The organism is Methylobacterium hispanicum, from assembly GCF_022179285.1.
Taxonomy (GTDB): Bacteria; Pseudomonadota; Alphaproteobacteria; order Rhizobiales; family Beijerinckiaceae; genus Methylobacterium; species Methylobacterium hispanicum.
This window is the reverse complement of record NZ_BPQO01000018.1, coordinates 1-21,495: the sequence shown is the minus strand read 5'-3', so window position 1 is coordinate 21,495 and position 21,495 is coordinate 1. Positions and strand designations below refer to the sequence as shown.

At 67.9% G+C, this 21,495-nt stretch carries 26 protein-coding genes, 1 tRNA gene and 1 pseudogene; 19 read left to right on the top strand and 9 right to left on the bottom strand.

All coding sequences use genetic code 11. The annotated features are described in order from the left end of the window. Nucleotides 1–94: 94 nt before the first annotated feature. Nucleotides 95–352: a hypothetical protein gene (locus MFF56_RS19470; RefSeq protein ID WP_066924071.1), complete on the top strand. Its 258-nt coding sequence runs from the start codon at nt 95–97 to the stop codon at nt 350–352. A gap of 81 nt (nt 353–433) precedes the next feature. Here MFF56_RS19470 and MFF56_RS19465 read toward each other — a convergent pair whose 3' ends face one another. From MFF56_RS19465 to MFF56_RS19455, 3 genes are all read right to left on the bottom strand, one after another. Next, entirely contained in the window at nt 434–748 is a 315-nt protein-coding gene (locus MFF56_RS19465; protein WP_082773135.1) for a GCG_CRPN prefix-to-repeats domain-containing protein, read from the bottom strand. 132 nt (nt 749–880) lie between these two features. Next, nucleotides 881–1,114 (bottom strand): hypothetical protein, encoded by a 234-nt coding sequence (locus tag MFF56_RS19460; protein WP_066924103.1) that lies wholly within the window; start codon nt 1,112–1,114, stop codon nt 881–883. Between the two features lie 1,103 nt (nt 1,115–2,217). Continuing rightward, on the bottom strand, nt 2,218–2,418 hold the full coding sequence (locus MFF56_RS19455; protein ID WP_156453827.1) for a hypothetical protein: 201 nt from the start codon (nt 2,416–2,418) through the stop codon (nt 2,218–2,220). A 455-nt stretch (nt 2,419–2,873) separates the two neighbouring features. Between MFF56_RS19455 and MFF56_RS19450 the strand changes: the two genes are divergently transcribed. The 9 genes and pseudogenes from MFF56_RS19450 to MFF56_RS19415 all read left to right on the top strand — a co-directional run bounded on the left by MFF56_RS19450 (nt 2,874) and on the right by MFF56_RS19415 (nt 8,383). Then, a complete protein-coding gene (locus MFF56_RS19450) occupies nt 2,874–3,152 on the top strand; it encodes a hypothetical protein (RefSeq protein WP_066924073.1) in 279 nt (92 codons plus the stop codon). A gap of 43 nt (nt 3,153–3,195) precedes the next feature. Beyond that, nucleotides 3,196–3,327, top strand: a complete 132-nt coding sequence (locus MFF56_RS32145) for a hypothetical protein (RefSeq protein ID WP_280949091.1) — start codon at nt 3,196–3,198, stop codon at nt 3,325–3,327. Nucleotides 3,328–3,402: 75 nt separating this feature from the next. After that, entirely contained in the window at nt 3,403–3,603 is a 201-nt protein-coding gene (locus MFF56_RS19445) for a hypothetical protein (RefSeq protein WP_238230619.1), read from the top strand. 27 nt (nt 3,604–3,630) lie between these two features. After that, on the top strand, nt 3,631–4,059 hold the full coding sequence (locus MFF56_RS19440; RefSeq protein WP_156453828.1) for a hypothetical protein: 429 nt from the start codon (nt 3,631–3,633) through the stop codon (nt 4,057–4,059). Next, nucleotides 4,016–4,525, top strand: a complete 510-nt coding sequence (locus MFF56_RS19435; RefSeq protein WP_156453829.1) for a hypothetical protein — start codon at nt 4,016–4,018, stop codon at nt 4,523–4,525. Before MFF56_RS19440 ends, MFF56_RS19435 begins: the two co-directional genes overlap by 44 nt. A 1,272-nt stretch (nt 4,526–5,797) precedes the next feature. Further along, nucleotides 5,798–6,385 carry a hypothetical protein gene (locus MFF56_RS19430; RefSeq protein WP_066924077.1) on the top strand — a complete coding sequence of 196 codons (588 nt, stop codon included), beginning with the start codon at nt 5,798–5,800 and terminating at the stop codon, nt 6,383–6,385. A 67-nt stretch (nt 6,386–6,452) separates the two neighbouring features. After that, nucleotides 6,453–7,424, top strand: a complete 972-nt coding sequence (locus MFF56_RS19425; protein WP_066924079.1) for an alpha/beta fold hydrolase — start codon at nt 6,453–6,455, stop codon at nt 7,422–7,424. A 10-nt stretch (nt 7,425–7,434) separates the two neighbouring features. Further along, nucleotides 7,435–7,767: pseudogene (locus MFF56_RS19420) on the top strand (HAD family hydrolase); the annotation flags it as partial. Nucleotides 7,768–7,774: 7 nt separating this feature from the next. Further along, nucleotides 7,775–8,383, top strand: coding sequence for a tyrosine-type recombinase/integrase (locus MFF56_RS19415; RefSeq protein ID WP_238230617.1), 609 nt, complete (start codon nt 7,775–7,777; stop codon nt 8,381–8,383). A 22-nt stretch (nt 8,384–8,405) separates the two neighbouring features. Here the strand turns inward: MFF56_RS19415 and MFF56_RS19410 are convergent. Further along, a tRNA-Leu gene (locus tag MFF56_RS19410) sits at nt 8,406–8,490 on the bottom strand. A gap of 334 nt (nt 8,491–8,824) precedes the next feature. On the opposite strand from MFF56_RS19410, the gene MFF56_RS19405 reads away from it, so the two are divergent. The 3 genes from MFF56_RS19405 (at nt 8,825) to MFF56_RS19395 (ending at nt 11,659) form a co-directional block, all read left to right on the top strand. Continuing rightward, nucleotides 8,825–9,346: an ankyrin repeat domain-containing protein gene (locus MFF56_RS19405; protein ID WP_066924083.1), complete on the top strand. Its 522-nt coding sequence runs from the start codon at nt 8,825–8,827 to the stop codon at nt 9,344–9,346. A 71-nt stretch (nt 9,347–9,417) separates the two neighbouring features. Then, entirely contained in the window at nt 9,418–11,181 is a 1,764-nt protein-coding gene (locus MFF56_RS19400; RefSeq protein ID WP_066924085.1) for a pyrroloquinoline quinone-dependent dehydrogenase, read from the top strand. Between the two features lie 19 nt (nt 11,182–11,200). Beyond that, nucleotides 11,201–11,659 carry an acyl-CoA thioesterase gene (locus tag MFF56_RS19395; RefSeq protein WP_066924088.1) on the top strand — a complete coding sequence of 153 codons (459 nt, stop codon included), beginning with the start codon at nt 11,201–11,203 and terminating at the stop codon, nt 11,657–11,659. Here the strand turns inward: MFF56_RS19395 and MFF56_RS19390 are convergent, their stop codons facing one another. Beyond that, nucleotides 11,660–12,565, bottom strand: coding sequence for an alpha/beta hydrolase (locus MFF56_RS19390; RefSeq protein ID WP_238230614.1), 906 nt, complete (start codon nt 12,563–12,565; stop codon nt 11,660–11,662). It abuts the gene before it with no gap. A 107-nt stretch (nt 12,566–12,672) separates the two neighbouring features. Further along, a complete protein-coding gene (locus MFF56_RS19385; RefSeq protein WP_238230612.1) occupies nt 12,673–13,593 on the bottom strand; it encodes a lytic transglycosylase domain-containing protein in 921 nt (306 codons plus the stop codon). A gap of 177 nt (nt 13,594–13,770) precedes the next feature. On the opposite strand from MFF56_RS19385, the gene MFF56_RS19380 reads away from it, so the two are divergent. The 3 genes from MFF56_RS19380 to MFF56_RS19370 are packed head-to-tail and all read left to right on the top strand — an operon-like array spanning nt 13,771 to nt 16,817. Next, a complete protein-coding gene (locus MFF56_RS19380; protein WP_066924094.1) occupies nt 13,771–15,387 on the top strand; it encodes an ABC transporter ATP-binding protein in 1,617 nt (538 codons plus the stop codon). A 1-nt stretch (nt 15,388) separates the two neighbouring features. Further along, nucleotides 15,389–16,603: a phosphopentomutase gene (locus MFF56_RS19375; protein WP_066924096.1), complete on the top strand. Its 1,215-nt coding sequence runs from the start codon at nt 15,389–15,391 to the stop codon at nt 16,601–16,603. A gap of 25 nt (nt 16,604–16,628) precedes the next feature. Further along, entirely contained in the window at nt 16,629–16,817 is a 189-nt protein-coding gene (locus MFF56_RS19370) for a DUF1192 domain-containing protein (RefSeq protein ID WP_066924098.1), read from the top strand. 138 nt (nt 16,818–16,955) lie between these two features. On the opposite strand, the gene MFF56_RS19365 is transcribed toward MFF56_RS19370, so the two are convergent. The 3 genes from MFF56_RS19365 to MFF56_RS19355 all read right to left on the bottom strand — a co-directional run bounded on the left by MFF56_RS19365 (nt 16,956) and on the right by MFF56_RS19355 (nt 19,113). Next, on the bottom strand, nt 16,956–17,345 hold the full coding sequence (locus tag MFF56_RS19365; RefSeq protein ID WP_066924099.1) for a thioredoxin family protein: 390 nt from the start codon (nt 17,343–17,345) through the stop codon (nt 16,956–16,958). Between the two features lie 87 nt (nt 17,346–17,432). Further along, nucleotides 17,433–18,509 carry an HD-GYP domain-containing protein gene (locus tag MFF56_RS19360; RefSeq protein WP_373324136.1) on the bottom strand — a complete coding sequence of 359 codons (1,077 nt, stop codon included), beginning with the start codon at nt 18,507–18,509 and terminating at the stop codon, nt 17,433–17,435. Between the two features lie 301 nt (nt 18,510–18,810). Beyond that, nucleotides 18,811–19,113, bottom strand: coding sequence for a hypothetical protein (locus tag MFF56_RS19355; RefSeq protein ID WP_238230611.1), 303 nt, complete (start codon nt 19,111–19,113; stop codon nt 18,811–18,813). 203 nt (nt 19,114–19,316) lie between these two features. Here MFF56_RS19355 and MFF56_RS19350 point away from each other — a divergent pair, with 203 nt between their 5' ends. The 3 genes from MFF56_RS19350 to upp all read left to right on the top strand — a co-directional run bounded on the left by MFF56_RS19350 (nt 19,317) and on the right by upp (nt 21,252). Then, entirely contained in the window at nt 19,317–19,940 is a 624-nt protein-coding gene (locus MFF56_RS19350; RefSeq protein ID WP_066918692.1) for a TetR/AcrR family transcriptional regulator, read from the top strand. A gap of 86 nt (nt 19,941–20,026) precedes the next feature. Next, the gene (locus MFF56_RS19345) at nt 20,027–20,482 is read left to right on the top strand and encodes a DUF2852 domain-containing protein (RefSeq protein WP_066918694.1); all 456 of its coding nucleotides are present in this window, start codon (nt 20,027–20,029) and stop codon (nt 20,480–20,482) included. Nucleotides 20,483–20,619: 137 nt separating this feature from the next. Further along, complete coding sequence (upp, locus tag MFF56_RS19340) at nt 20,620–21,252, top strand: uracil phosphoribosyltransferase (protein ID WP_066918696.1); 633 nt, start codon at nt 20,620–20,622, stop codon at nt 21,250–21,252. Nucleotides 21,253–21,495 lie beyond the last annotated feature (243 nt).

The following is a 21,495-nucleotide window of genomic DNA, read 5'->3' as shown; positions in this document are numbered from 1 at the left end:
CGCTGAGCACAAAGCGCGGCGACATCAGCCTGAAGTTTTTCGACCCGAAGGTGGTCAAGGGCGGCGTCTCGGCCAACCCCGCGGTCGGCGTCAAATGTTCGCCGGCACCTTCACTCACGGCGGCCGCTTCTCGAAGCGCGTCGGCCCCGTGATGGGCGGGCACGTCTGCAGGAACATCGACCCGAACCACGGGTGGCGGGGCAAGGCCGACCTGCAGAACTCCGGCGTCTACATCCCAGACGAGATGCTGCAGGGCGCGACCGAGGCGGCGCTCATGCAGGTCATGGGCGAGGAGCTCAAGGCACACGTCACTCACGAGATTGAGCACCTGATGGGGATGCCCGGGCTCTGAGGGGCCTTCACAACGCAGTGGGGCGATCGGGAGTATCCCCGGACCGCCTCATACTCATCCGCCCAGCTGTTGCCTGGGGTCTCAGTACCCGTCATAGAATCGGCGCGGTCGATCATAGCCACCGCGGCCGTAGCCATAGCCATCGCCCCGATAGACCGGCCGATCGCCGTAGTCGCCGCGCGGCCCACCGTACCCGTACCCAGGGCCACGGTCGTTCGGACGGCAGTCACCAAATCGGTTCGGGTGCCGACCCGGACCACAGCCGCCGGCCACAGTCTCGATCAACTCTTTGCCCTGGATCGGACCAACACTTATAGGCGCAGCGTTGGCCGCCGTTGCGATGCCAAGGCCGCCGGCAACTGCGGCGGCCAACCCAAGCACTTTCGCACGCATCATCGTAGAATCCTTTGGAACTCGTCGGGCTTGGCAGAACGGCCCATTTAGTGAGAGCTTGGGCTAGGGCTCCTGAACCGTGGCTGAGGGATGCTGTCACGCTCGTGACAGGTGGCCCCCCACACAATCTTGGCGCTAGTCCTCATCATCGTCGTCGGGATCGACAGATCTGTCCCGCCGGTCGCGCGGCACCTCGTCACGTCGCATGTCACGGCGCATTTCCCGCCGTTCGATGTCCCGCTCCCGCTGACCGCGTGAGCGCATGTCGACCGAGGGGCCATCGGGGCCGATCTCAAGACGCTGGCCGGACGCTGGGTCAGTGGCGAGAACACCAACGGTGAGCAGCGAGGATGCTAGTAGGACCTTCATGATCGCCTCCTCGTATCGATGGAGGACCAACCGGAGGTGAGCGGCAGCGTTCCGCTTGATGCTCTGTGGCCCGAGCACTCGGCTGGATGGCTCAGAGATCATCCGCCGCCGGCTCGCCGTTCACGATGACGGGGACGCCGTTGGTGTCCCGCACTGGGCAGAGGACGGTTGCTGGATCGCAGCCTGATGCTCAGGATCCTACGCGCCGTGTTGCAGGAAGGCTCCCAATTCGATGTGAGTTAGGTGACCGCCAGAGGGCCCGTTCGGCTGATGGATCACGAAGGCACGGCCGTTTTCAGGCTCGCGTCCGAGAAACCAACAATCCCCGTTCGGACTACGGTACCGATCTCGTCTGTTGGTTATGGACACGAGCTCCCCTGCTTGGCGCCAAGCATACGCCGGCGCGGTGGATCATGCGAGGGTACGAGGGAGGAAGGCTGGACGGCCCGAACTGGGTTCAAAGTCGAAACTAAGACACGGCCAGCATTTGCACTGCCAAATCTCCGGATGTTCGCGCCACCTCTACCTGAACCTCCATCCTGGCGAAAAATATAGAGCGCGACATTGTCATTTATGTCAGATTTTTTGCGAAAAAGCAGCAACTAGTACGATTGTTGCGCAGATTTTTTGGACTGCGGCCCGGGATTTTTCATGCCCATACCTCCAAGGATGTACGAAGAGATATTAAACTGTCTCTGTCCGATATGTGAGGCCGATCACAAACGCAAAGGTATTTGGTTCAATTCAATATCGAGATACAACTTGGCCTCATGCAAAAATGCAATTATTAGCCATGGTGAGAAATTGCAGCTCTTTGCCGTCATCTACAGCTACTAAGAGTCTTCTTGTAGCATAGGCGTGAGCGCAGTGGGCAGACATACAGAACGAGTTCTGCTCCCGGAGATAGCAGCACTCTCTGCCTTTGAAGGTGATCCGGCCCTCAGCCGCGGTCATGTGCTGATATCAGCAGGCATGGGCGTGCTCCAACTGTGAGGTGCACCAACCGTTCACGGCGCCGTGAGTTGCCGGTCAGCGCAGCGCTCACACGGTTCGTGACGCATCCTGTTCGAGCATTGCTTGAGCGCGCTCAAACGTGCCTCGCGTCACCCTCGAAAGTTGCTGTGCGGACCCGAAGCGCCGCGAGCTGATCCTCGATCTTTTTTTAGCACAGTCTTGGCCGCGGCGGTGTTCAGCCCCTGTTCCGTCAAAGCCGCGATGACCGAGACATAAGCATCCTGCTTTTCCTTCAGGTCTGTGATCTCCCTATTCAGGGCGTCGAGCCGCTCTTCCGCCGATCCTGCCATGATCTACCAGTTCCTCAGCCTCTCTGGCGTCGATGTCTACAGAGACCGTAAGGCTGCAGTTCCGCAAAGTCGTTTCAGCGAACGTTCGTCGCTCCCGGGTCGAATGGCCCTTCTGGGTGAGCAGCGAAGCTTGGCTTGCCGCCCGCAAGCAGACATTCCGCCTTGAACTCATCTCGGTATGGAGTCCGTTGCCACCCAGGGTCGTTACGGACGCGGAACTTCGCCTTTCGAGAGCACACTATTCAGATTCGTCCTCCGCCGGCTCCGACGCGCAGTCCAGCAATCGCTCGTTGAACGAGAAGGCCGGAAGTTCGGGACGGGCGAGAGGAAAACCCCTCGCCGTTGGGGGTATCTTTGTCGTCCGAGAAGGCGCACAGTACCCGCATCACCGAATGGATTGATCCAGGCTTCGGTGGCTGAGGGCCTGTGCCCCCGCCTGCGACGGACAGGCAGGCATGGCCGATCTTCTCAAGTTCCCCGCCAACTCACGCCCGCGGCACGTGCGCCGAGCCTATCAGGTGCATCGGTTCGTCAAGAGCGGCGGCGTGTTAACGTCCTGCATCATCACGGCCCGCGACGACAGTGACGCCAAGCGGCAGGCGGCAGGCTTGACCGCGGGGAACCGTACTGAACTCTGGGCCAGTGACCGCCTCGTTGCCGTATTCGGCGCGTTCGAGAACCCGATTGCGAGCGCGATCCGGTTGCATGCGGAACGACCGCCGACCGAACAGTGAGGACGACTCTGTCCGGCCTCACGACATTCCCAGGAGCGAGACCATGGCGACGGAAAAGAAGCGCGGCAATCGCGAGACGAAGAAGCCGAAGAAGCCCGTGCCTAAGAGCAATGCCGCAGCGCCTTCAACGAAAGGCACCGTCGTACCTGCCATGAAGACCGCTGGTCGAGGCTGAGCCGGTGTTCAATCTCCATGGCGCTTCTGCATGATAGAGCCAAGCCGACCGCGAATATGCCCGGTGATGCAGAAAATGATCACACTGATTGTTCAAAGGTCGCAGGTTCCTGGCCTTCTGGCGCGGGGACAACTCATCGATCAACTTACGGATCTTGAAGCTGAGGGCATCGCTCAGGATGCGCCGTGGCGGACACTTGAGGCGATCCGGGCAGCCCGGATGAAGCTACGCGTCGAAGGCCTGATGGCCGGAACGCCGCTTTCGCGCGGTCAATGATGGACTGGACCATGCCCGGAGACGCGCATGCTCGAAGTAGCTCTTCGCAGTCGACAACGATCCGTGGGGCTTAGAGAACTGAAACGGGCGCTACCTCGCCTGATCGAAGGTATAACACTGCGCCTTTCAACGAAGAAGGACGCAAAAGTCAAATTTCGCTCCCGGCTGTTCGTAGCGTGCGATGGAACAAATCGAGGCTCGAGGTCGTTTTTCCAAATTAGCCTGGAGGCACATTCGATGCGTGCCGTTAAAATGTCCTTTGCATTCTTCGGGCTCATGATTGCCCCTCTCGCGGCTCAAACTGCCGTCTCGCCACAGCACAGCCGTGCGCAGTCGCCGAACATGCCGCAAGCGCATGAAACCGTGCCAGAGCGTGTTCATCCACAGACACCGGTTGCAACCGAGACGGTGAATGAAAATGCCCAAGCGCGTGACGCAGCCAAGCAGCCCAACTAGGTCGGGGCTGTTGCCTTTTCCAAACTCGACCGCAGACTTGCCAATCGAGCAGCGGGCTGACGGATCGAATGCCGACGGCGATATGTTGCCGATTGTCGACTCCGCCGCACCGACACTGTCCGAGCAGGCCGACACGCAACGTGAGACAGTCACACGCGCGGATCATGCATTCAGCCTCGCGGACCGGGCCATTGCGGACGAGGTAGCCCGGCACACAGGAGAGGCGATGGATTACAGCACGAGCCACGCATGTCCCGGTGCTCGGCAGCGCCGACGCGTCCGCATCGGTGCCGAGGTTTTCGACCGGATCGCTGCCATCGGCCGCCGTGAGAAGGTCAGTACAAGCACCCTGATTGAACGTATGCTTACAATCTGGGAGCGCCAGCGCCTTGAAGACGCTGAAGCTATTTCGCGGCGCCGAGCAGGGGCGGACAACGACACCCATATCGCGCGTGATTCGCGTTGAGAGCAGCGTATGACTAATCCGCGAATAGGAGCACGGCCTATGCCCTAAGACTACGAGGTGGCCGGCTTCACTGGGGCATATAGCCAGACTGCCTTTCGCTGTAGCCCTGCTTTCTTGCCATGAGCTCGCTCCCAGCATTCGCCAAAGCAGGCTGAGTCCGGCCGAAGCGGTCGATGAGCATGTGCGCTCGATCTGGCGAGATATGGTACTGATCCATGAGCCCGGTGATGATGCCTGCGAGCTCCTCGCGAGTGCCGCTTTGCTTCGACAAGCTAGCAACAAGTGTGTCAGCGGCCGACATCATTCTGAGATCCCGTTTAATCTCGGCCTTTGAGGGAAGCCGTGTGAGTCGTCCGAAGCGTGTTTCCCGTTGCATGACATGTCTCCAAACGGCGCCGGCCGCGAGAACTCGCAGCCGTATATTTCGGATTGTCCCCATGTTCGATTATGATACAAACATCTCTCGCTGAAAATCGTTCCTCTGCCGCCTGAAAAACATTATCTTATCTAAAAAATATGTTTTGATTGTTTTACGGCTTGCAAAAAGCGGCCGTCGAAGCGCTGAAATGATTTGAAAATCCGATTTCATGCTGCCTTTCGGTGCAGAGCCTAACGTTTATTTAGATAAGGAACGGCGTCCGCTCTGCTTTCGAGTTGCGCCGAAGGCGACGGTCGCAATTTCACCCATCCGAGTCGCGGGACATCGTCAACCAACGCGCCACCATGCGGACCTTTCTAGGCCCCGCATTGGGCCGGGACCCGGCGTCCAGCCAGCGACCGTGATGGGCGTCATCGTCCTTTCTGTCGGCTTCCACTGCCCGTGATGGATAATTGCGTTATGGCGTGATCGAGCCACCTTGTGATGGCCTTCAGTCTGCTCAAGGTGGTTGCGGCCGGGTCGAAGGCGTCTGCAAGAGTGTCGCTAGGAGCAACAAACGTTGCGATCCGATCGATTAGCCAAACAGAACCCGATTTATCCCAAGCGCTGGCACAAGATCGCGGTTCTGTGGAACAAATTGCGGCCTGCTCCCTTCCCTATAGGGTAGCGCAGCACGCGCCAGATGACGCTGCAGCGCGCGATCTCCGTCGTTACTTTTGGCGGAGCCAAATCCTGACCACGATGGCATAGCTCGTTCCTGCAGCAGTGATGCTGCCGATGCACGTGCTCGCATCCGACCCTTTGCCGTTTTGGATGCAGTGTAACGATCCCGTTCGCACCGCAGGGCCCACGGCAGTCTCGTGCTGCCGCCCCGTTTCGTCCGATCCGAGGAGATGACCATGCTGGTCGCGAGAATGCTGAGGCTGACCGTGTCGGTCTGCCTGCTCAGCCACGCAGCTGCAGCTCAACCATCCGATGTCTCGACGCCCGACACAGGGCGGCCGGCAAATCTCTGCCAGGAACTCGTCGCCTTCGTGCGTCAGCCCGCGGCCGGCACGCAGGCCACCGACACACCAGCGCGTCTTGCAACGGCCGTGTCGGCGAAGAACGCCGGCGACACGTCGGCAAAGCCCGCCGCGGAGGAGACCCCGCAGAACAGCTCCGGACAGAGCGGTCAGATCACTGCGTCCGGCCCAGGAGTCGCCGGCCCGCAGGGGCAATCGCAGAACGCGGCAGCACCTACGGGCTCCACCGCCACTGCCGCGGGATCGGAGCGGAGCGGTTCGTCCCAGCTGCCGGACACGTCGAAGCCCTCGGCGGAGAACGTGACGCAGATCGAAGCTGCTGCACAGGCTAACGATCTCTCGGCCTGTCGGGCGGCTGCGCAGACCATGCGCCGGGCCGGCGTCGTGATGCCCGGGCCGCTCCTGGCCCTCGCCGCGATGACGCCGAGGCTGCTGGAAGGTGCTCCCGCCCCGTAGCGGGCTCGCCCCCTCCGGTCCGCCATCTGATCGCCCGTGCCCTTCCGCTCACACAGGATCACGACTCATGACAGACCGCCCAAGAACTTCCTGGCTGATCCCAGCGCTCCTCGGCTCCGCTGCCGCGCTGGGCGCATCCGCACTCTATGCGGTCTCCCGAGCCCGGGAGGCCGAGCGCCGAACGCCCCCGATCGGAGACTTCATCACCGTGGATGGTGTGCGCCTGCACTACGTCGAGCGCGGTCAGGGCGAGGCCCTAGTGCTCATCCATGGTAACGGCACCATGATCCAGGATTTCCTGAGCAGCGGCATCGTCGAAGACCTCGCCCAACGCTTCCGCGTCATCCTCATCGATCGCCCCGGCTACGGGTACAGCGATCGGCCGCGCGGCGTCTGGACACCGCGTGCCCACGCAACGCTGTTCCAGAAGGCCCTTCAGCACCTCGGCGTCACCCAGGCCGTGGTGCTCGGCCACTCCTGGGGGGCGCTGGTGGCCGTCGCCCTTGCGCTGCAGGCGCCGCACCTCGTGCACAGCCTCGTTCTGGCTTCGGGCTACTACTACCCGACGCTGCGGGCGGACGTGGTTCTGGCGTCCCCGAGCGCGATCCCGATCCTCGGCGACCTCCTGCGCCACACCGTCTCGCCCATGGTCGGGCGCGCGCTCCTGCCTGCAATGATCAAGGGCATGTTTGCGCCAGCTGCCATTCCCGAGCGCTTCGACCGGGAGTTCCCGACGGACATGATGCTGCGGCCCCTGCAGCTGCGCGCGTCCGCCGAGGATGCGGCGATGATGACGCCGGTCACGGTTGAACTGCAGAGACACTATCGCGACCTGGACCTGCCCGTCGCGGTCGTCGTCGGCGGCGCTGACCAGATCGCCGACGTCGGACGACAGTCGCAGCGGCTGCACGATGAATTGCCGAACAGCACGCTCATCGTGGTTCCCGGCATGGGGCACATGATTCACCACCTTGCGCCCGCACGGGTCATCGAGGCTGTGGAGCTGGCCTCGAAGCAATCCCGGGCCGCGGCCGCATGAAGGGGCAGCGATGCGCGTCGAGACCTGGTTCCTGTTCGATCTGGACGGCACGCTCGTCGATAGCGTTCACCAGCATGTACTCGCCTGGAGCCAAGCGCTGGACGAGGAGGGGATCGCCTTGTCCGTCCGGCGGATCCACCGCAAGATTGGCATGAGCGGCGGCCTCTTCACAAACCACCTCCCGCGGGAAACGGGTCAGGACATCAGCGAGGACCGCATCGCGCGCCTCGGCCGCCTCCATGCCGAGGCGTACGGGCGGCTGTCCTCACAGATCCGTCCGTTGCCTGGGGCACAGGCTCTACTGGCCAATCTCACTGTTCGCCTGGGCTTTAGCGGCCGATTACGTGAAGGTGGATCCCACGCTCGGCATCAAGCTGCTGGCAGGCAAGAACGACGAAGCTGGCTTCCATGCCTGGACAGAGGAGGAGCTCGCGCGGTTCGAGGCCAAGCGGAAGCTCGGCACCCGTCAGCGCCTTGCCTTCGACCTCCTGCTCTACACAGGCCTCCGGCGCGGCGACGCCGTGCGCTTGGGACGGCCCCATGTGCGCACGGGCGAATTCACGATCCGCACCGAAAAGACCGGCATGCCGGTGATCGCACCCATCCTGCCGCAGCTGGCCGATTCGATCGCCGCAGCGCCGACCGGCGAATTGACTTTCATTGCCACCGAGCGGGGGACGCCCTTCACCAAGGAAAGCTTTGGGACATGGTTCGGGAAGGTCTGCCGTGAGGCCGATTGTCCCGGCTCAGCGCATGGATTGTGGAAGGCTGGCGCGCGCAGAGCAGCGGAAGCAGGCGCCAGCGAGGCGCAGCTGAATGCTCTGTTTGGATGGGCTGATGGGAGCCGGGAGACTGCGGCCTACACGCGGACCGCGAGCCGGGCGAAATTAGCCCGGGAGGCTTTCAGAACTCCCGTACCGGTGGCGATGGTAGGGGATCGAAAGCGGAAAACCAACTGATTACAGCAACTTGCATATCAGTTGGTGCCCAGGAAAGGACTCGAACCTTCACCTCTTGCGAGACTGGTACCTGAAACCAGCGCGTCTACCAATTCCGCCACCTGGGCAACCGTCCGTTTCCGGCGGTGTGGGGAGGCATTTAGGTGTGGAACGCGACCGCGTCAATCGGGATTCTGCAGCACCGCTCGCGGATTCGAGCAACAGCCGCAATCGGCACGGACCGCGCTTCAGCGCCACGGCGCGTCGGCTCGCGCTTCCCTTATCGTCGCAGGCCGCACTCGTCGCGTTGCCGGCGAGGTGTGGCAGCTCCCTCCCCGCATTCGGGAGGTGGAATCCGCCAAGGTCGTCCAAGCACAGTGTGCGAACGCCGGGACCCGCTGGACAGCGGACGGATCCGGCGCCAGATCCGCGGGCAGCCCCTGGTGATCCGCGAGTGTCCCGATGTCCGCCGACCATGAGCCGCCCACCCTCGACGACGCCACCCTGGCCTTCGCGGGGCGCGTCTTCCAGTACGCTCGCATGGGGCACGCCGCGGAACTCGCCGAGCTGTTCGGCCAGGGCCTGCCGGCGAACCTGCGCAACGACAAGGGCGACAGCCTCCTGATGCTCGCCGCCTATAACGGACAGCCCGAGACCGTTCGGGTGATCCTGGAGGCCGGCGGCGACCCGGAACTCGCCAACGACCGCGGCCAGACCCCGCTCGCGGGCGCCGCCTTCAAGGGCGAGATCGAGATCGCCCGGATGCTGCTCGACCACGGCGCCCAGGTGGACGGCACGGGCGAGGGCAGCCGCACCGCCCTGATGACGGCAGCGATGTTCGACCGCACCGAGATCATCGAACTCCTGCTCGCGCGCGGCGCCGACCCGGACCGGCGCGATGCAGGGGGCCAGACCGCCGCCGAGATGGCGCAGGCGATGGGCGCGCAGAACGCGCCGGGACAGCTGGCGAAGGCGCCGCGATAGCGCGTCGCTCTCCCTCCGGGGAGCGGGAGCGCGGCACGGGCGATGATCGAACGGGAATACCAGGAGGACCCATGCTGTCGCGACTGACCGCGCTCGCTCTCGTCGCCCTCGGGGCCCTTCCCGGACATGCCGCCGACGCGGAGTGGCCGGCTTTCGGGCGCGACGCCACGAACCGGAACTTCTCGCCTCTCGCCGCCATCGACCGTGGCAACGTCGCGCGGCTGCGCCCGGCCTGGCTCTTCCAGACGGGGGTGACAGGCTACTTCCAGGCCCAGCCGGTGATGGTCGACGGCGCCCTCTACGTCTCGACCACCGGCAACAACGTCGCGGCGCTCGATGCGCGCACCGGCCGCCCCCTCTGGACCTACACGCATCGGGCGCGCACGGAAAAGATCTTCGGGCCGCCCTCGAACCGCGGCGTCGCGGTGGCGGGCGGGCTCGTCTACCAAGCCACCATGGACGGCCGCGTCGTCGCGCTCGACCAGCGGACCGGCGCCCTGGTCTGGGACCACGAGGCGGTGCGGCCCGAGGAGGGCGAGAGCGAGACGGCGTCCGGCCTCGCCCAGACGCTCGGCGGCAAGCCGGTGCAGGGCTCGAGCCGGCTCGGCTTCAAGATGCCGCCGCTGGTGGCCGAGGGGCTGGTGATCGTGGGCGTCACCGGCGCGGGCTACGGCCTGCACGTCGAGGACGAGCGCGGCGGGCTCGATGGCGGCGCGGTCGTCGGTATCGAGGGCGGCTACGGACGGCGCGGCTGGCTCGCGGCCTACGATGCCAGGACCGGCGCAGAGCGCTGGCGCTGGTACGTCACCAAGGAGGACGGGTGGGAGGGCGGCTTCGTCGAGAAGACCGCCGACGGCGAGCCGCTCCACCGCGACGTCGCCGCCGAGCGGGCGGCGGCGCCCGCACACCGGGAGGCGTGGCGGGTGGGCGGCGGCTCGCTCTGGATGACGCCGGCCTACGATCCCGATCTCGGCCTGATCTTTCTCGGCACCGGCAACCCGGCGCCGCAGAATTTCGGCCTCTCGCGGCCTGGCGACAACCTCTACACGATGAGCCTCGTGGCCCTCGACATCCGAACGGGCACGCTGCGCTGGCACCACCAGCAGGTGCCGCACGAGGAGTGGGGCTACGACGTGGCGAGCCCGCCCGTGTTGCTCGACTGGCGCGGGGCCGACGGGCGGACCGTCAAGGCCGTGGCCTCGGCAAGCAAGACCGGCTGGGTCTACGTGCACGACCGGGCGACCGGCGCGCTGCTGCAGCGCTCCGAGCCCCTGATTACCCAGAAGAACCTCTACCGGCCGCCGAGCCCGGAGGGCACCGTGGTCAGCCCCGGCCCGCTCGGGGCGGTGTCCTGGCCGCCGACCGCCTATGACGCGGGCACGGGACGCGCCTACCTCCAGGTCCGGCACGGGGCCGCGACCTACACGGTCAAGACGGTTGCAGGCGGCCCCGGGCGCCCGGAGATCCGCTACACCGAGACGAGCGAGGCGAGGGGCGAGCCGAGCTTCAGCACGCTCACTGCTCTCGATCTCGGCGGGAGCGGGCGGATCCTCTGGTCGGTCCGCGCGGGAAGCCGCCTGTCGGGCGGAACGCTGGCGACGGCCGGCGGCCTCGTCTTCTCGGGCGAGGAGGACGGCCATCTCGACGCGCACGACGCCGAGACCGGCAGAATCCTCTGGCGCTTCCAGTGCGGTGCCGGGATCAGCGGGCCGGCGGTGACCTACGCGCTCGACGGACGGCAATACGTGGCGGTTGCCGCGGGCGGCGCCTCCTTCACCAAGGCGTCGGGCTTCGGCACGGGGGATGCTCTTCTGGTCTTCGCGCTCCCCGAGTAAGGGGATATCGGGAGATCCCATGAGCACAGATACCTTGCCAGCCGTCGCGCTGGATCCGTTACCGGCCGAGACCGTCCAGCCGCGGGACCGCGGCGCGCCCGTCATCCGCACCATCGCGATGCCGTCCGACACGAACCCGGCCGGCGACATCTTCGGCGGCTGGCTGATGGCGCAGATGGATCTCGCCGCCGGCAACGTCGCGGCCCGGCGGGCACGGGGGCGCTGCGCCACGATCTCGGTGGAGGCGATGACCTTCCACAGCCCGGTCTTCGTCGGCGACGAGGTCAGCCTCTACGCCCGCATCCTCAAGGTCGGCCGCACCTCGATCCGGATCCATGTCGAGGTATGGCGCCGCGAGCGCGAGGGTGAGGCCACCCGCAAGGTGACGGAGGGGACCTTCACCTTCGTGGCGATCGGGCCGGACCGCCGGCCGCGGCCGGTGCCGCCGGAGGGGGCGGCGCCGGTCGACGCGCGCTGATCAGCGCTGCCGGATCGTCACCTGCTGACGGCCGGCAGCCTGCCCCTTCAGGAAGGCCGCCATCTCGGCGAGTACCGGCGCCTTCGAGCGAAAGGTGATGGAAAGGGCCAGCAGGGTGTCGCTGTGGTCGAGGCCCGGATAGATCCGCTCCTGCACCGGCACGTGGGCGCGGCGCAGCCGCTCGGCGAGGCTGCGGGTGTTGCGCGGGCGGACCACGGTGTCGGCCTCGCCGCTCGCCAGGAAGGCCGGTGGCGCGTTCGGGCCCGCGAAGGTCACGGGCTGGGTCGCCGCCTTGTCGGGCGCGTCGCCGAAGACCCGGACCGAGGTCTCGTGGTCGAAGGGCAGGAAGTCGTAGGGGCCGGACAGCCCCGCCACCGCCCGGATCGTGCGGGGATCGACCCCGGCGCCGCGCAGGTAGCGCGGGTCGAGCGCCAGCATCAGCGCGTTGTAGGCGCCGGCCGAGTGGCCCGCCAGCACGATGCGGCGCGGGTCGCCGCCGTAGGCCGCGATGTTGTCGCGCACCCAGGCGATCGCGCGTGCGCCGTCCTCTAGGAAGGCCGGGAACGGCGCCTCCGGGTAGAGCCGATAGTCGGGCACCACCGTCACGAACCCCTGCGCGGCGAGCGCCTGGCCGACGAAGGCGTAGTCGCCCCGCTGCCTGCTCTGCCAGGAGCCGCCGTAGAAGAACACGAGGACCGGCGCGTGCTCGACGGTTTTGACCGGCACGTAGACGTCGAGGCCGCCGCGCGGGCCTTCCGCGAAGGGAAGGTCCTGCGCCGCCTGCCGTCCGCCGGTGTCGCGCGGGCCGATCGCGTCGAACAGGGCGAGCGGCGAGCAGGCGGAGAGACCGAGCGCGCCGAGCACGAGGCAGAGCAGGCTGACGAGTCCGGTGAGAACGCGAATCATGCGGTGATCGATGGCCCCTTTGGTGCCTCAAGACCCGCGGCAGCGGGCGGATTCATGGCCGGATCGGGTCGGGATCGGGCAGGTGGATCGCGGCCGGCTCGGGCGCGTCAGGTCTTCAGCACGAGGCAGGCGCCGCCGACGCCGCGGATCTTGGCGCAGAGGCCGTCCGCGGCCTGCCGGCTCTCGGCCGGTATGCGGACCCGGTAGAAGGCGCGTGTGCCGCGGTTGCGGAAGCGGGTGCCGATGATCATCGGGCGCACGTCGCCGATCACCTTCGCGTAGGCCGAGCGGGCCCGCGAGAAGCTCGCCAGCGCAAGCGACTTCGAGAAGTTGCCCGCGAGCTGGATGCCCCAGGGCGCCACCGGCCCCTCGCTCGGGCCCGTGGCGAAGCGGTCGCCGCGGGACGGGATCCGCAGCGCCGCCGTGGTCTGCAGGCAGGTCTGCTGCGTCTCGATGACGGGCTCCGGCTTCGGCTCGGTCTTGGCTTCGCGCTTCTCGGGCCTGCCCTCGGGAAACTCGATCGCGCCCCCGCCCGCGCCGTTACGAAAATCTTCCGCCGGGCTCCCGGTGATCCAGAGCACGTAGGCCCGGGTCTCGGCCGGCAGGCCGCCGGTGCCCGCGAGCCAGTTCGTCACGCGCTGGGGACCGCCGTTGTAGGCCGCCGCGGCGAGCCCGAGATTGCCGAACTGGCGCTTGAGGTCGGCGAGCAGGTGCGCGGCGTGGGGGATCGCCTGCTCGGGATCGAACGGATCGGCGAGCCCGCGCTCACGCGCGGTGCCGGGCATGAACTGCGCCACCCCTTGGGCGCCCGCCGGGCTCACCACGCCGACCTTGAAGCTGCTCTCGCGCCAGATCAGCCGGGTCAGGAACGGCACCGGCAGGCCGCGGGCCTTGGCCGAGCCCTCGATCAGCCGGCAGAGAGCCTGCTCGACGGTCTCGGTCGCGCCCTCGGAGGGCACGGCGCGCGCCGGGCCGGCGAGCAGGAGCGCGCCGAGCGCGGCGAGAATCCAGGGATGCAAGGATGTCACGCCGCGGGTTCTAGCGCTGCGGGCGGCGCGATCAATGCGCGCGGCGGCCTCCCGCCTTCGCGGAAGGGGGAGGCCGGGCCTCGAGCGGGAGCGAACCGCGTTCGCCCTCCCGGACCCGCCGCGCTATAATCCGCCGACGCGCGGCACCTTCCGCCGCGCCCCGAACCCGCAGGCGCGATGCCGGACCCGCTGCTCTCCGTCGAGGATCTCTCGGTCACCTTCCCCGGCGGCACCCGGGCGGTCGATCGCGTCGGCTTCACCATCGCGCCGGGCGAGACCGTGGCTTTGGTCGGTGAGTCGGGTTCCGGCAAGTCTGTCACCGCGCTCTCGATCCTGCGCCTCGTCGACGGTGCGGCGGAGCTCTCGGGGACCATCCGCTTCAAGGACCAGGACCTGCTGGCGCTGCCCGAGCGCCGGATGCGGGCGGTGCGCGGCGCCGACATCACCATGGTGTTCCAGGAGCCGATGACCTCGCTCAACCCGCTTCACACGATCGAGCGGCAGATCGGCGAGGTGCTCTCCCTCCACCGCGGCCTCCGGGGGCGACAGGCCCGCGCCCGCATCCTCGAGCTGCTCGACCTCGTGGGCCTGCGCGACGCGGAGCGCCGCATGGGCGCCTACCCGCACGAGCTCTCCGGCGGCCAGCGCCAGCGCGTGATGATCGCGATGGCGCTGGCCTGCGAGCCGGACCTGCTCGTCGCCGACGAGCCGACGACGGCGCTCGACGTCACCGTGCAGGCGCAGATCCTCTCGCTACTGGCCGACCTACAGCGGCGGCTCGGCATGGCAATGCTGTTCATCACCCACGATCTTGGCATCGTCGAGCGCATCGCCGCGCGGGTCTGCGTGATGCTGAAAGGCCGGATCGTCGAGGCAGGGCCGACCGCGGATGTGTTCGGATCGCCGCAGCACGACTATACCCGCCGCCTGATCGCCTCCGAGCCGAAGGGCCGGGCCAACCCGGTGCCGGCCGACGCTCCGGTCCTGCTCCAGGCGGGGCCGCTGAAGGTCTGGTTCCCGCTGAAGGAGGGCCTGCTGCGGCGGACCACCGGCCACGTCCGGGCCGTAGACGGCGTCTCCCTCACCGTGCGGGCCGGGGAGACGGTCGGGATCGTGGGCGAGTCGGGCTCGGGCAAGACCACGCTCGGCCTCGCCCTGCTGCGCCTGATCGGCTCGGAGGGTCCGATCGTCTTCATGGGCCGCCCGATCGACGGGCTCTCCGTCGCGCAGATGCGGCCGCTCCGGCGCGACATGCAGGTGGTGTTCCAGGATCCCTACGGTTCGCTCTCGCCGCGGATGTCGGTGGCCGACATCGTGGCCGAGGGGCTGGTGGTGCAGGGCGAGCTTCGCTCCTCCACGGAGCGCCGGGCCGTGGTGGCGCGGGCGCTGCACGATGTCGGGCTCGACCCCGCCGTGATGGACCGCTACCCGCACGAGTTCTCGGGCGGCCAGCGCCAGCGCATCGCCATCGCGCGGGCGATCGTCCTGAGGCCCCGCTTCGTCGTGCTGGACGAGCCGACCTCGGCCCTCGACCGCTCGGTCCAGGCCCAGATCGTCGCGCTGCTGCGCGACCTCCAGCGCGAGCGCGGCCTCGCCTACCTGTTCATCAGCCACGACCTGAAGGTGGTGCGCGCGCTCGCCAACCACGTTCTCGTCATGCAGAACGGGCAGGTCGTTGAGGAGGGGCCGGCGGAAGCGATCTTCGCGGCGCCCCGGACCGCCTACACCCGCACCCTGTTCGCGGCCGCCTTCAACCTGAAGAGCGAGGCGATCGCCGAGCTGGAGCCGGCCTGACATGGCCCGCGCCCTCCTCATCGTGCTCGATTCCGTCGGCATCGGCGGCGCGCCCGACGCCGCCGCCTACGGCGATGCGGGCGCCGACACGCTCGGGCACATCGCGGAGGGCTGCGCCGGGGGCGCGGGCGACCGTGCGGGCCTTCGGAGCGGCCGCCTACGCCTGCCGCACCTCGCCACCCTCGGTCTCGGTCTCGCTGCGGCGGGCGCGAGCGGTCGCGTGCCGCCGGGCCTGGAGATCGCGGGTCCGGCGCGAGGGGCGTGGGGCCACGCCGTCGAGACCGCCGCCGGCAAGGACACGCCGTCGGGCCACTGGGAGATCGCCGGCCTGCCGATGCGTGAGCCCTGGGGCCACTTTCCCGACACGCGCCCCGCCTTCCCGGAGGCGCTGACCCGCGCGCTGATCGAGCGCGGCGGTATCCCCGGCATCCTCGGCGACTGCCACGCGGCGGGCGCGGCGATCGTGGCGCGGCTCGGGGCCGAGCACCTGCGGACGGGCCGGCCGATCTGCTACACCTCCGCCGACAGCGTGTTCCAGATCGCGGCCCACGAGGAGGCCTTCGGGTTGGAGCGCCTGTACGACCTCTGCCGCACCGCCCGCGCGCTCTGCGACGATTACCGGATCGGCCGCGTCATCGCGCGTCCCTTTCTGGGCGACGCGGAAACGGGGTTCCGGCGCACCGGGAACCGCCGGGATTTCGCCGTCGCGCCGCCCGGCGAGACCCTGCTCGACCTGGCGAGCGGCCGCGCCGTGGTCAGCGTCGGCAAGATCGGCGACATCTTCGCCCACCGCTCGACCGGCCGCGAGGTGAAGGCCGCCGGTAATCGGGCCGGCCTCGACGCGGCGCTCGCGGCGTTTCACGATCTGCCCGAGGGCGGCCTCGTCTTCCTGAACCTCGTCGATTTCGACACCGAGTATGGGCACCCGCGCGATCTGCCGGGCTACGCCGCCGCGCTGGAGGCGTTCGACGCGCGCATCCCCGAGATCGATGCGATTCTGCGGCCGGGCGACCTCTGCCTGATCACAGCCGATCACGGCAACGACCCGACCTGGACCGGCACCGACCACACCCGCGAGCAGGTTCCGGTCCTGGCCTTCGGCCCCGGCATTCCTGCGGGGCCCGTCGGGCGCCGGGCGAGCCTTTCGGATATCGGCGCGACGGTGGCGCGCCATCTCGGCCTTCCGAAGCTCGCGGCGGGCCACGCATGGTGGTGAGTGTTCGTTAGCCAGGGAGGACGGGGTGCGGGAGGACGAGGATCGGGTGCGCAAGGCGCCCACGCACGAGGTCGGCCAAGCGCTCGACGCGCTCTCGGTCGATGATCTCGCCGAGCGGATCGACCTGCTGCGTCGGGAGATCGCGCGGCTCGAGGCAGCCCGCGCCGCCAAGGAGAGTGCGCGCGGCGCGGCAGACGCATTCTTCAAGCGCTGAGGGCATTCCATGCGCCCTCGCCGGCCACGGCACTCCCTCCCCCCTCCGAGGGGAAGGGAGTGCGGTGGCATCGGCCGATGCACACGACCTTAAACGGTTCCGTATACGGGGACCCACCGCGCTCGACGGGCAGCGGCTCTACAGCGTCTTCTCCACCAGCCCCTCGATCCACTCCACCTGCGTCTCGCCGACCGAGCGGCCGGTCTCGGCGGCGCCCTTGAAGGCGATCAGGGTGCTCTGCATCCGGGCATCGAAACGGCGCAGCAGATCCTTCTGCGTATCGAAATCGATCGTGAAGACGCGCAGATCACGGAACCGCGGCTCGGCCGCCAGCCGCGCCAGGATCGGCTTCTGCGCCTTGCAGATCGGGCACCAGGGCGCCGAGACCGCCACGAGGATCGGCGCTCCCGCCCGCTGGGCGACCGCGAAAGCCTCCGCCTCGAAGGGCACGACCTCGCCGGCCCGGGCGGGAGCGGCGATCACGGTGAGGAGCGCAGCGAGCGCAACGATCCGGCGACGGGTGAGCATGGCGTGTCCTCGCGGGCTCCGGGGCCCTGTCCGATTCCTGTTCGCCGCGGGCCGCGGCGGGTTACGCAGCCGCCTCACGCGCCGGATTCAAGCTGCGCCGCGCATCTGTCCGGCGCGGTGACTGTCGAGGAACGCTTGGACCGCCGGCCAGCGCCCGAGGAAGGCCGAGACGATGGCCGGGTCGAAGTGCTGGCCCGCGGCCTCGACGAGGTACTGGCGGGCGCGCTCGGGCGGCCAAGCCTGCTTGTAGGGGCGCTCGGTGGTCAGCGCGTCGAAAACGTCCGCCACGGCCACGACCCGGCCGGAGAGCGGGATGGCCTCGCCGGCCAGGCGGTGCGGGTAGCCGGTGCCGTCCCAGCGCTCGTGGTGGCTCAGCGCGATCTCGGCCGCCAGTCGCATCACCGGCGAGGCGCTGCCGCCCAGGATGCGCCAGCCCCGCTCGGCGTGCCGCTCCATCTCGCGGCGCTCCTCCACCGTGAGCAGGCCGGGCTTGAGCAGGATGGCGTCCGGCACGCCGATCTTGCCGACATCGTGCATGGTCGCGGCAAGGCACAACTGACGCCGCTCCGTCGGCGGCAGATGCAAGGCCTCGGCGATGAGGCCGACATAGGCCGAGACGCGGGCGATGTGGTCGCCCGTGTCGGTGTCCCGGTTCTCGGCCGCGCGCATCAGCGTGGAGACGATCTCGCGCTCGCGCTCCTCCACCAGGGCGACCGCGGCGGCGACCTCCCGGGCGAGTTCGGCGGCGTGGTCGCGCTGCACCATGTGCGCCCGCGCGAGGGCGAGGAGGTTCGATACGCGCGCCCGGATCTCGACCGGGTCCGCCGGCTTGCCGAGGAAGTCGGTGGCGCCAGCCTCCAGCGCCTCACGGCGGAGCGAGCGCTGATCGTAGCTCGTCACCATGACGATCGGCAGACTCGCGAGGCCGGGCACCCGCCGCACCGCTCGGATGACCTCGAGCCCGTTCATGCCGGGCATCTCGTAGTCGGTGATGAACACGCCGATCTCGGGCGCGCGCGCAGCCGCGAAGGCGATCGCCTCGGCGGGCGCGGTGAAGTCGTGGGCCACGCAGCCTGCGATCGGTTGCAGCGCGGTGACGGTGAGGAGGTTGTTCATCTCGCCGTCGTCGAGCACCACGGCCCGCAGGACGCGTTCGTCCGGCATTCCCAACTCCGATCGCCCGATCGCCTCCGTCGATCTGAGCGGGAAATGGTGCACAAACCGTGACGGCCGGCAGCATTTCGCGCCGCCGGGCCCATGAAAATCCCGGATATCCTGCTCGATACGGTGACCGGTCGTCTCACGAGATCGCACCCCGATGCGCATCCCGCCCTCCATGACTGTCGATCCCGGCAGAATTGAATGGCATGGAAGTAGGACGACTGTGAGTTGCGAGCCCCGAACGAGATCGGAGCTCGCCGCCCGGCATCCCGAGCCGGGAACGAGATCGCCTCCCCATCCCGACTTAAGGCTCACCCGCCTCCCGCCGCTGCCGCTCCTCGGCGACGAGCGCGGCCCTGTCCTCAGGCGTCACCGCCTCCAGGGTTCGGCGGATGCGCAGCCCCCGCGTCGGCTCCCCCTCCCGCATCACCAGCACGATCGTCTCAAGATCGGGACAGCCGGGATCCGCGCAGGCGATCTCGTTGACGGTGAGCGCATCGCACGGTCCGAGACCGAGAGCGTCTCGCAGGTCCTGCTTGAGGCGGGATGCCAGCGTCGCCCGCTCCGCCGAGCGGGTCCGCCACGCTTTCAGACTGACGAAGGCCATGAAATCTCCGCCAGCGATGAGCCGGCTGCTCGGGTTGGCGTGGAGTGCAACAATGTTGCAGCAAGTCCCGCCCGTCCTGTCAAGTTTTCCCGGCCCCATGCCGGGGCGCGTCACAAAGGCATCGAAACGCTCCACAAACCTGCTAGAGCCTGCCGGAAGCCTTCGGCACCCCGTCGCCACGGGGCGAGGACGGGAGATCTCTGTTGCGACCCTGGCGGGACGGACCGGGCGACCGGCGCGGCTACCACCACGGCAACCTCAAGGAAGCCCTGATCGAGGCGGCGCGCCGCTTCATCGCCGAGCGGGGCATCGCGGGCTTCACCCTGGTCGATGCCGCGCGCCTCGTCGGCGTGACGCCGGCCGCGCTCTACCGCCACTTTCGCGGTCGCGAGGCGCTGCTGGAGGAACTGGCCGGGCGCGGATTTGCCGACCTCGCCGAGCGCCTCGCCCGGGCGCTCACCTCCCGCGGCACCGCACTGGAGCGCTTCACCCGGATGGGCGAAGCGTATCTGGCCTTCGCCGAGGAGGAGCCGGCCTACTACGCGGCGATCTTCGAGACGCGGGGCCTCCACGTCAGCATCGACTCTCCGGCTCGGCCGAGCCCGTTCGACATGTTGGTCGAGGCGCTGCGGACGACCTTCCCGGAGGGGTTCGGCGGCGTGACCCCGCGCTTCATCGCGTTGGAGGTCTGGGCGCTGGCGCACGGCCTCGCCACACTTTCGGCCGCGGGCCACCTGCCGAAGGGGCCGGGCCTGCCCGACAAGTACGAGCTCCTGCGCGCGGGTGTGCTCGCTCTCGTTCACGGCGCGGGTACCGGACGGCCCTGACCGTCGCGCCCGCGCGTGCCCGCCCCTTGAAACGCTCACGGCGACCCCGCATGTTAACGTCGTTCACATGAACGCGGAGCCCACCCGTGAGCACAACCTCATCCAACCCCTGGGCCAACGGCAGGGTCTGCCGCTCGGGCCCCTTCCCGCGCCGCTCGATCGAGATCGGTGCGATCGTCCTGGCCTTCATCTACTGGTGGCCGATCGGTCTCGCCCTCGTCGCCTGGAAGGTGGCTGGCTATCCGGCGCTGTCCGAGTTGCGCGGTCTCGGCGAGCGTCTTCGGGATGGCGGCCGGCCGGTCTCGCGCTTCGCCCAGGCCTTCGAGGCTGCCAACCGCGGCTCCTCCGGCAATGCGGCCTTCGACGATTACCGCCGGGCCGAGCTCGACCGTCTGGAGGCCCAGCGCCGCGCACTCCAGGAGGAGAGCCGCGCCTTCGCGGCCTTCGTGGAGGAACTGAAACGGGCCAAGGACCGCGAGCAGTTCGACGCCTTCATGGCCAAGCGCCGCGCCGAGGGCGGTGAGGGTTCTCGCAGCGTCTGACCCGATCCGCCGAACGCCATCCGGGCTCCCCGCTTCCCGCGGGGGGCCCTTTTTCATACGCCGAACCTCCCGCGGGTTGTTGCATGGCCGCCGCCAGTTCGGCACACCGTCACCGCGGGTAGGCAACGGGGAACGACATGGCGGCGTCCGTCACGGTGGTGGACCATCCTCTGGTGCAGCACAAGCTGACGCTGCTGCGCGACCGCGAGCGCTCGACACAGGGATTTCGCAATCTCCTCAATGAGATCGGGATGCTGCTGGCGTACGAGGTGACGCGCGACCTGCCCCTCGAACCGGTGATGATCGAGACCCCGATCCAGACGATGGAGGGGCGGCAAATCCAGGGCAAGAAGCTTGTGCTCGCCCCGATCCTTCGCGCGGGCGTGGGCTTTCTGGACGGCATGCTCTCGTTGTTGCCCTCCGCGCGCGTCGCCCATATCGGCCTCTATCGAGATCCAGACACGCTCGAGGCGGTCGAGTACTATTTCAAGGCGCCATCCGACCTCGCTGACCGCACCGTTCTGGTTCTGGATCCGATGCTGGCGACCGCGAATTCCGCCGTCGCCGCGCTGCAGCGGTTGAAGCAGCGTGGCGCGCAGGATCTGCGCTTCGTCTGCCTGCTAGCCGCGCCCGAGGGCATCGCCCGCTTCCAGGCAGCCCATCCTGACGTGCCAATCTGGACCGCCGCGATCGACAGCCATCTCGACGATCACGGCTACATCGTGCCGGGCCTCGGTGATGCGGGGGACCGCATGTACGGCACCCGCTGATCCCGGCCTCTACGGCCGCGCCGCCGGCGGGCGGCGCCGTCCGGCCCCTCCCCTATCGGGACCGTCGTGAATGGGGTGCGACCGTCCCGTGGTATCACCGGTCGGGAGAGGGTTGTCCGATAACCCAGATGCGCGAACGGCCCGCCCTCTGGAGAGGACGGGCCGTTCGGATTTGGTTGCGGGGGTTGGATTTGAACCAACGACCTTCAGGTTATGAGCCTGACGAGCTACCGGGCTGCTCCA

Coding starts and splice junctions, on each gene's coding strand:
- MFF56_RS19470 (WP_066924071.1), top strand. CDS start 95: ATGTTCGCCGGCACCTTCACTCACGGCGGCCGCTTCTCGAAGCGCGTC.
- MFF56_RS19465 (WP_082773135.1), bottom strand. CDS start 748: ATGATGCGTGCGAAAGTGCTTGGGTTGGCCGCCGCAGTTGCCGGCGGC.
- MFF56_RS19460 (WP_066924103.1), bottom strand. CDS start 1,114: ATGAAGGTCCTACTAGCATCCTCGCTGCTCACCGTTGGTGTTCTCGCC.
- MFF56_RS19455 (WP_156453827.1), bottom strand. CDS start 2,418: ATGGCAGGATCGGCGGAAGAGCGGCTCGACGCCCTGAATAGGGAGATC.
- MFF56_RS19450 (WP_066924073.1), top strand. CDS start 2,874: ATGGCCGATCTTCTCAAGTTCCCCGCCAACTCACGCCCGCGGCACGTG.
- MFF56_RS32145 (WP_280949091.1), top strand. CDS start 3,196: ATGGCGACGGAAAAGAAGCGCGGCAATCGCGAGACGAAGAAGCCGAAG.
- MFF56_RS19445 (WP_238230619.1), top strand. CDS start 3,403: ATGATCACACTGATTGTTCAAAGGTCGCAGGTTCCTGGCCTTCTGGCG.
- MFF56_RS19440 (WP_156453828.1), top strand. CDS start 3,631: ATGCTCGAAGTAGCTCTTCGCAGTCGACAACGATCCGTGGGGCTTAGA.
- MFF56_RS19435 (WP_156453829.1), top strand. CDS start 4,016: ATGAAAATGCCCAAGCGCGTGACGCAGCCAAGCAGCCCAACTAGGTCG.
- MFF56_RS19430 (WP_066924077.1), top strand. CDS start 5,798: ATGACCATGCTGGTCGCGAGAATGCTGAGGCTGACCGTGTCGGTCTGC.
- MFF56_RS19425 (WP_066924079.1), top strand. CDS start 6,453: ATGACAGACCGCCCAAGAACTTCCTGGCTGATCCCAGCGCTCCTCGGC.
- MFF56_RS19405 (WP_066924083.1), top strand. CDS start 8,825: ATGTCCGCCGACCATGAGCCGCCCACCCTCGACGACGCCACCCTGGCC.
- MFF56_RS19400 (WP_066924085.1), top strand. CDS start 9,418: ATGCTGTCGCGACTGACCGCGCTCGCTCTCGTCGCCCTCGGGGCCCTT.
- MFF56_RS19395 (WP_066924088.1), top strand. CDS start 11,201: ATGAGCACAGATACCTTGCCAGCCGTCGCGCTGGATCCGTTACCGGCC.
- MFF56_RS19390 (WP_238230614.1), bottom strand. CDS start 12,565: ATGATTCGCGTTCTCACCGGACTCGTCAGCCTGCTCTGCCTCGTGCTC.
- MFF56_RS19380 (WP_066924094.1), top strand. CDS start 13,771: ATGCCGGACCCGCTGCTCTCCGTCGAGGATCTCTCGGTCACCTTCCCC.
- MFF56_RS19375 (WP_066924096.1), top strand. CDS start 15,389: ATGGCCCGCGCCCTCCTCATCGTGCTCGATTCCGTCGGCATCGGCGGC.
- MFF56_RS19365 (WP_066924099.1), bottom strand. CDS start 17,345: ATGCTCACCCGTCGCCGGATCGTTGCGCTCGCTGCGCTCCTCACCGTG.
- MFF56_RS19360 (WP_373324136.1), bottom strand. CDS start 18,509: ATGCCGGACGAACGCGTCCTGCGGGCCGTGGTGCTCGACGACGGCGAG.
- MFF56_RS19355 (WP_238230611.1), bottom strand. CDS start 19,113: ATGGCCTTCGTCAGTCTGAAAGCGTGGCGGACCCGCTCGGCGGAGCGG.
- upp (WP_066918696.1), top strand. CDS start 20,620: ATGGCGGCGTCCGTCACGGTGGTGGACCATCCTCTGGTGCAGCACAAG.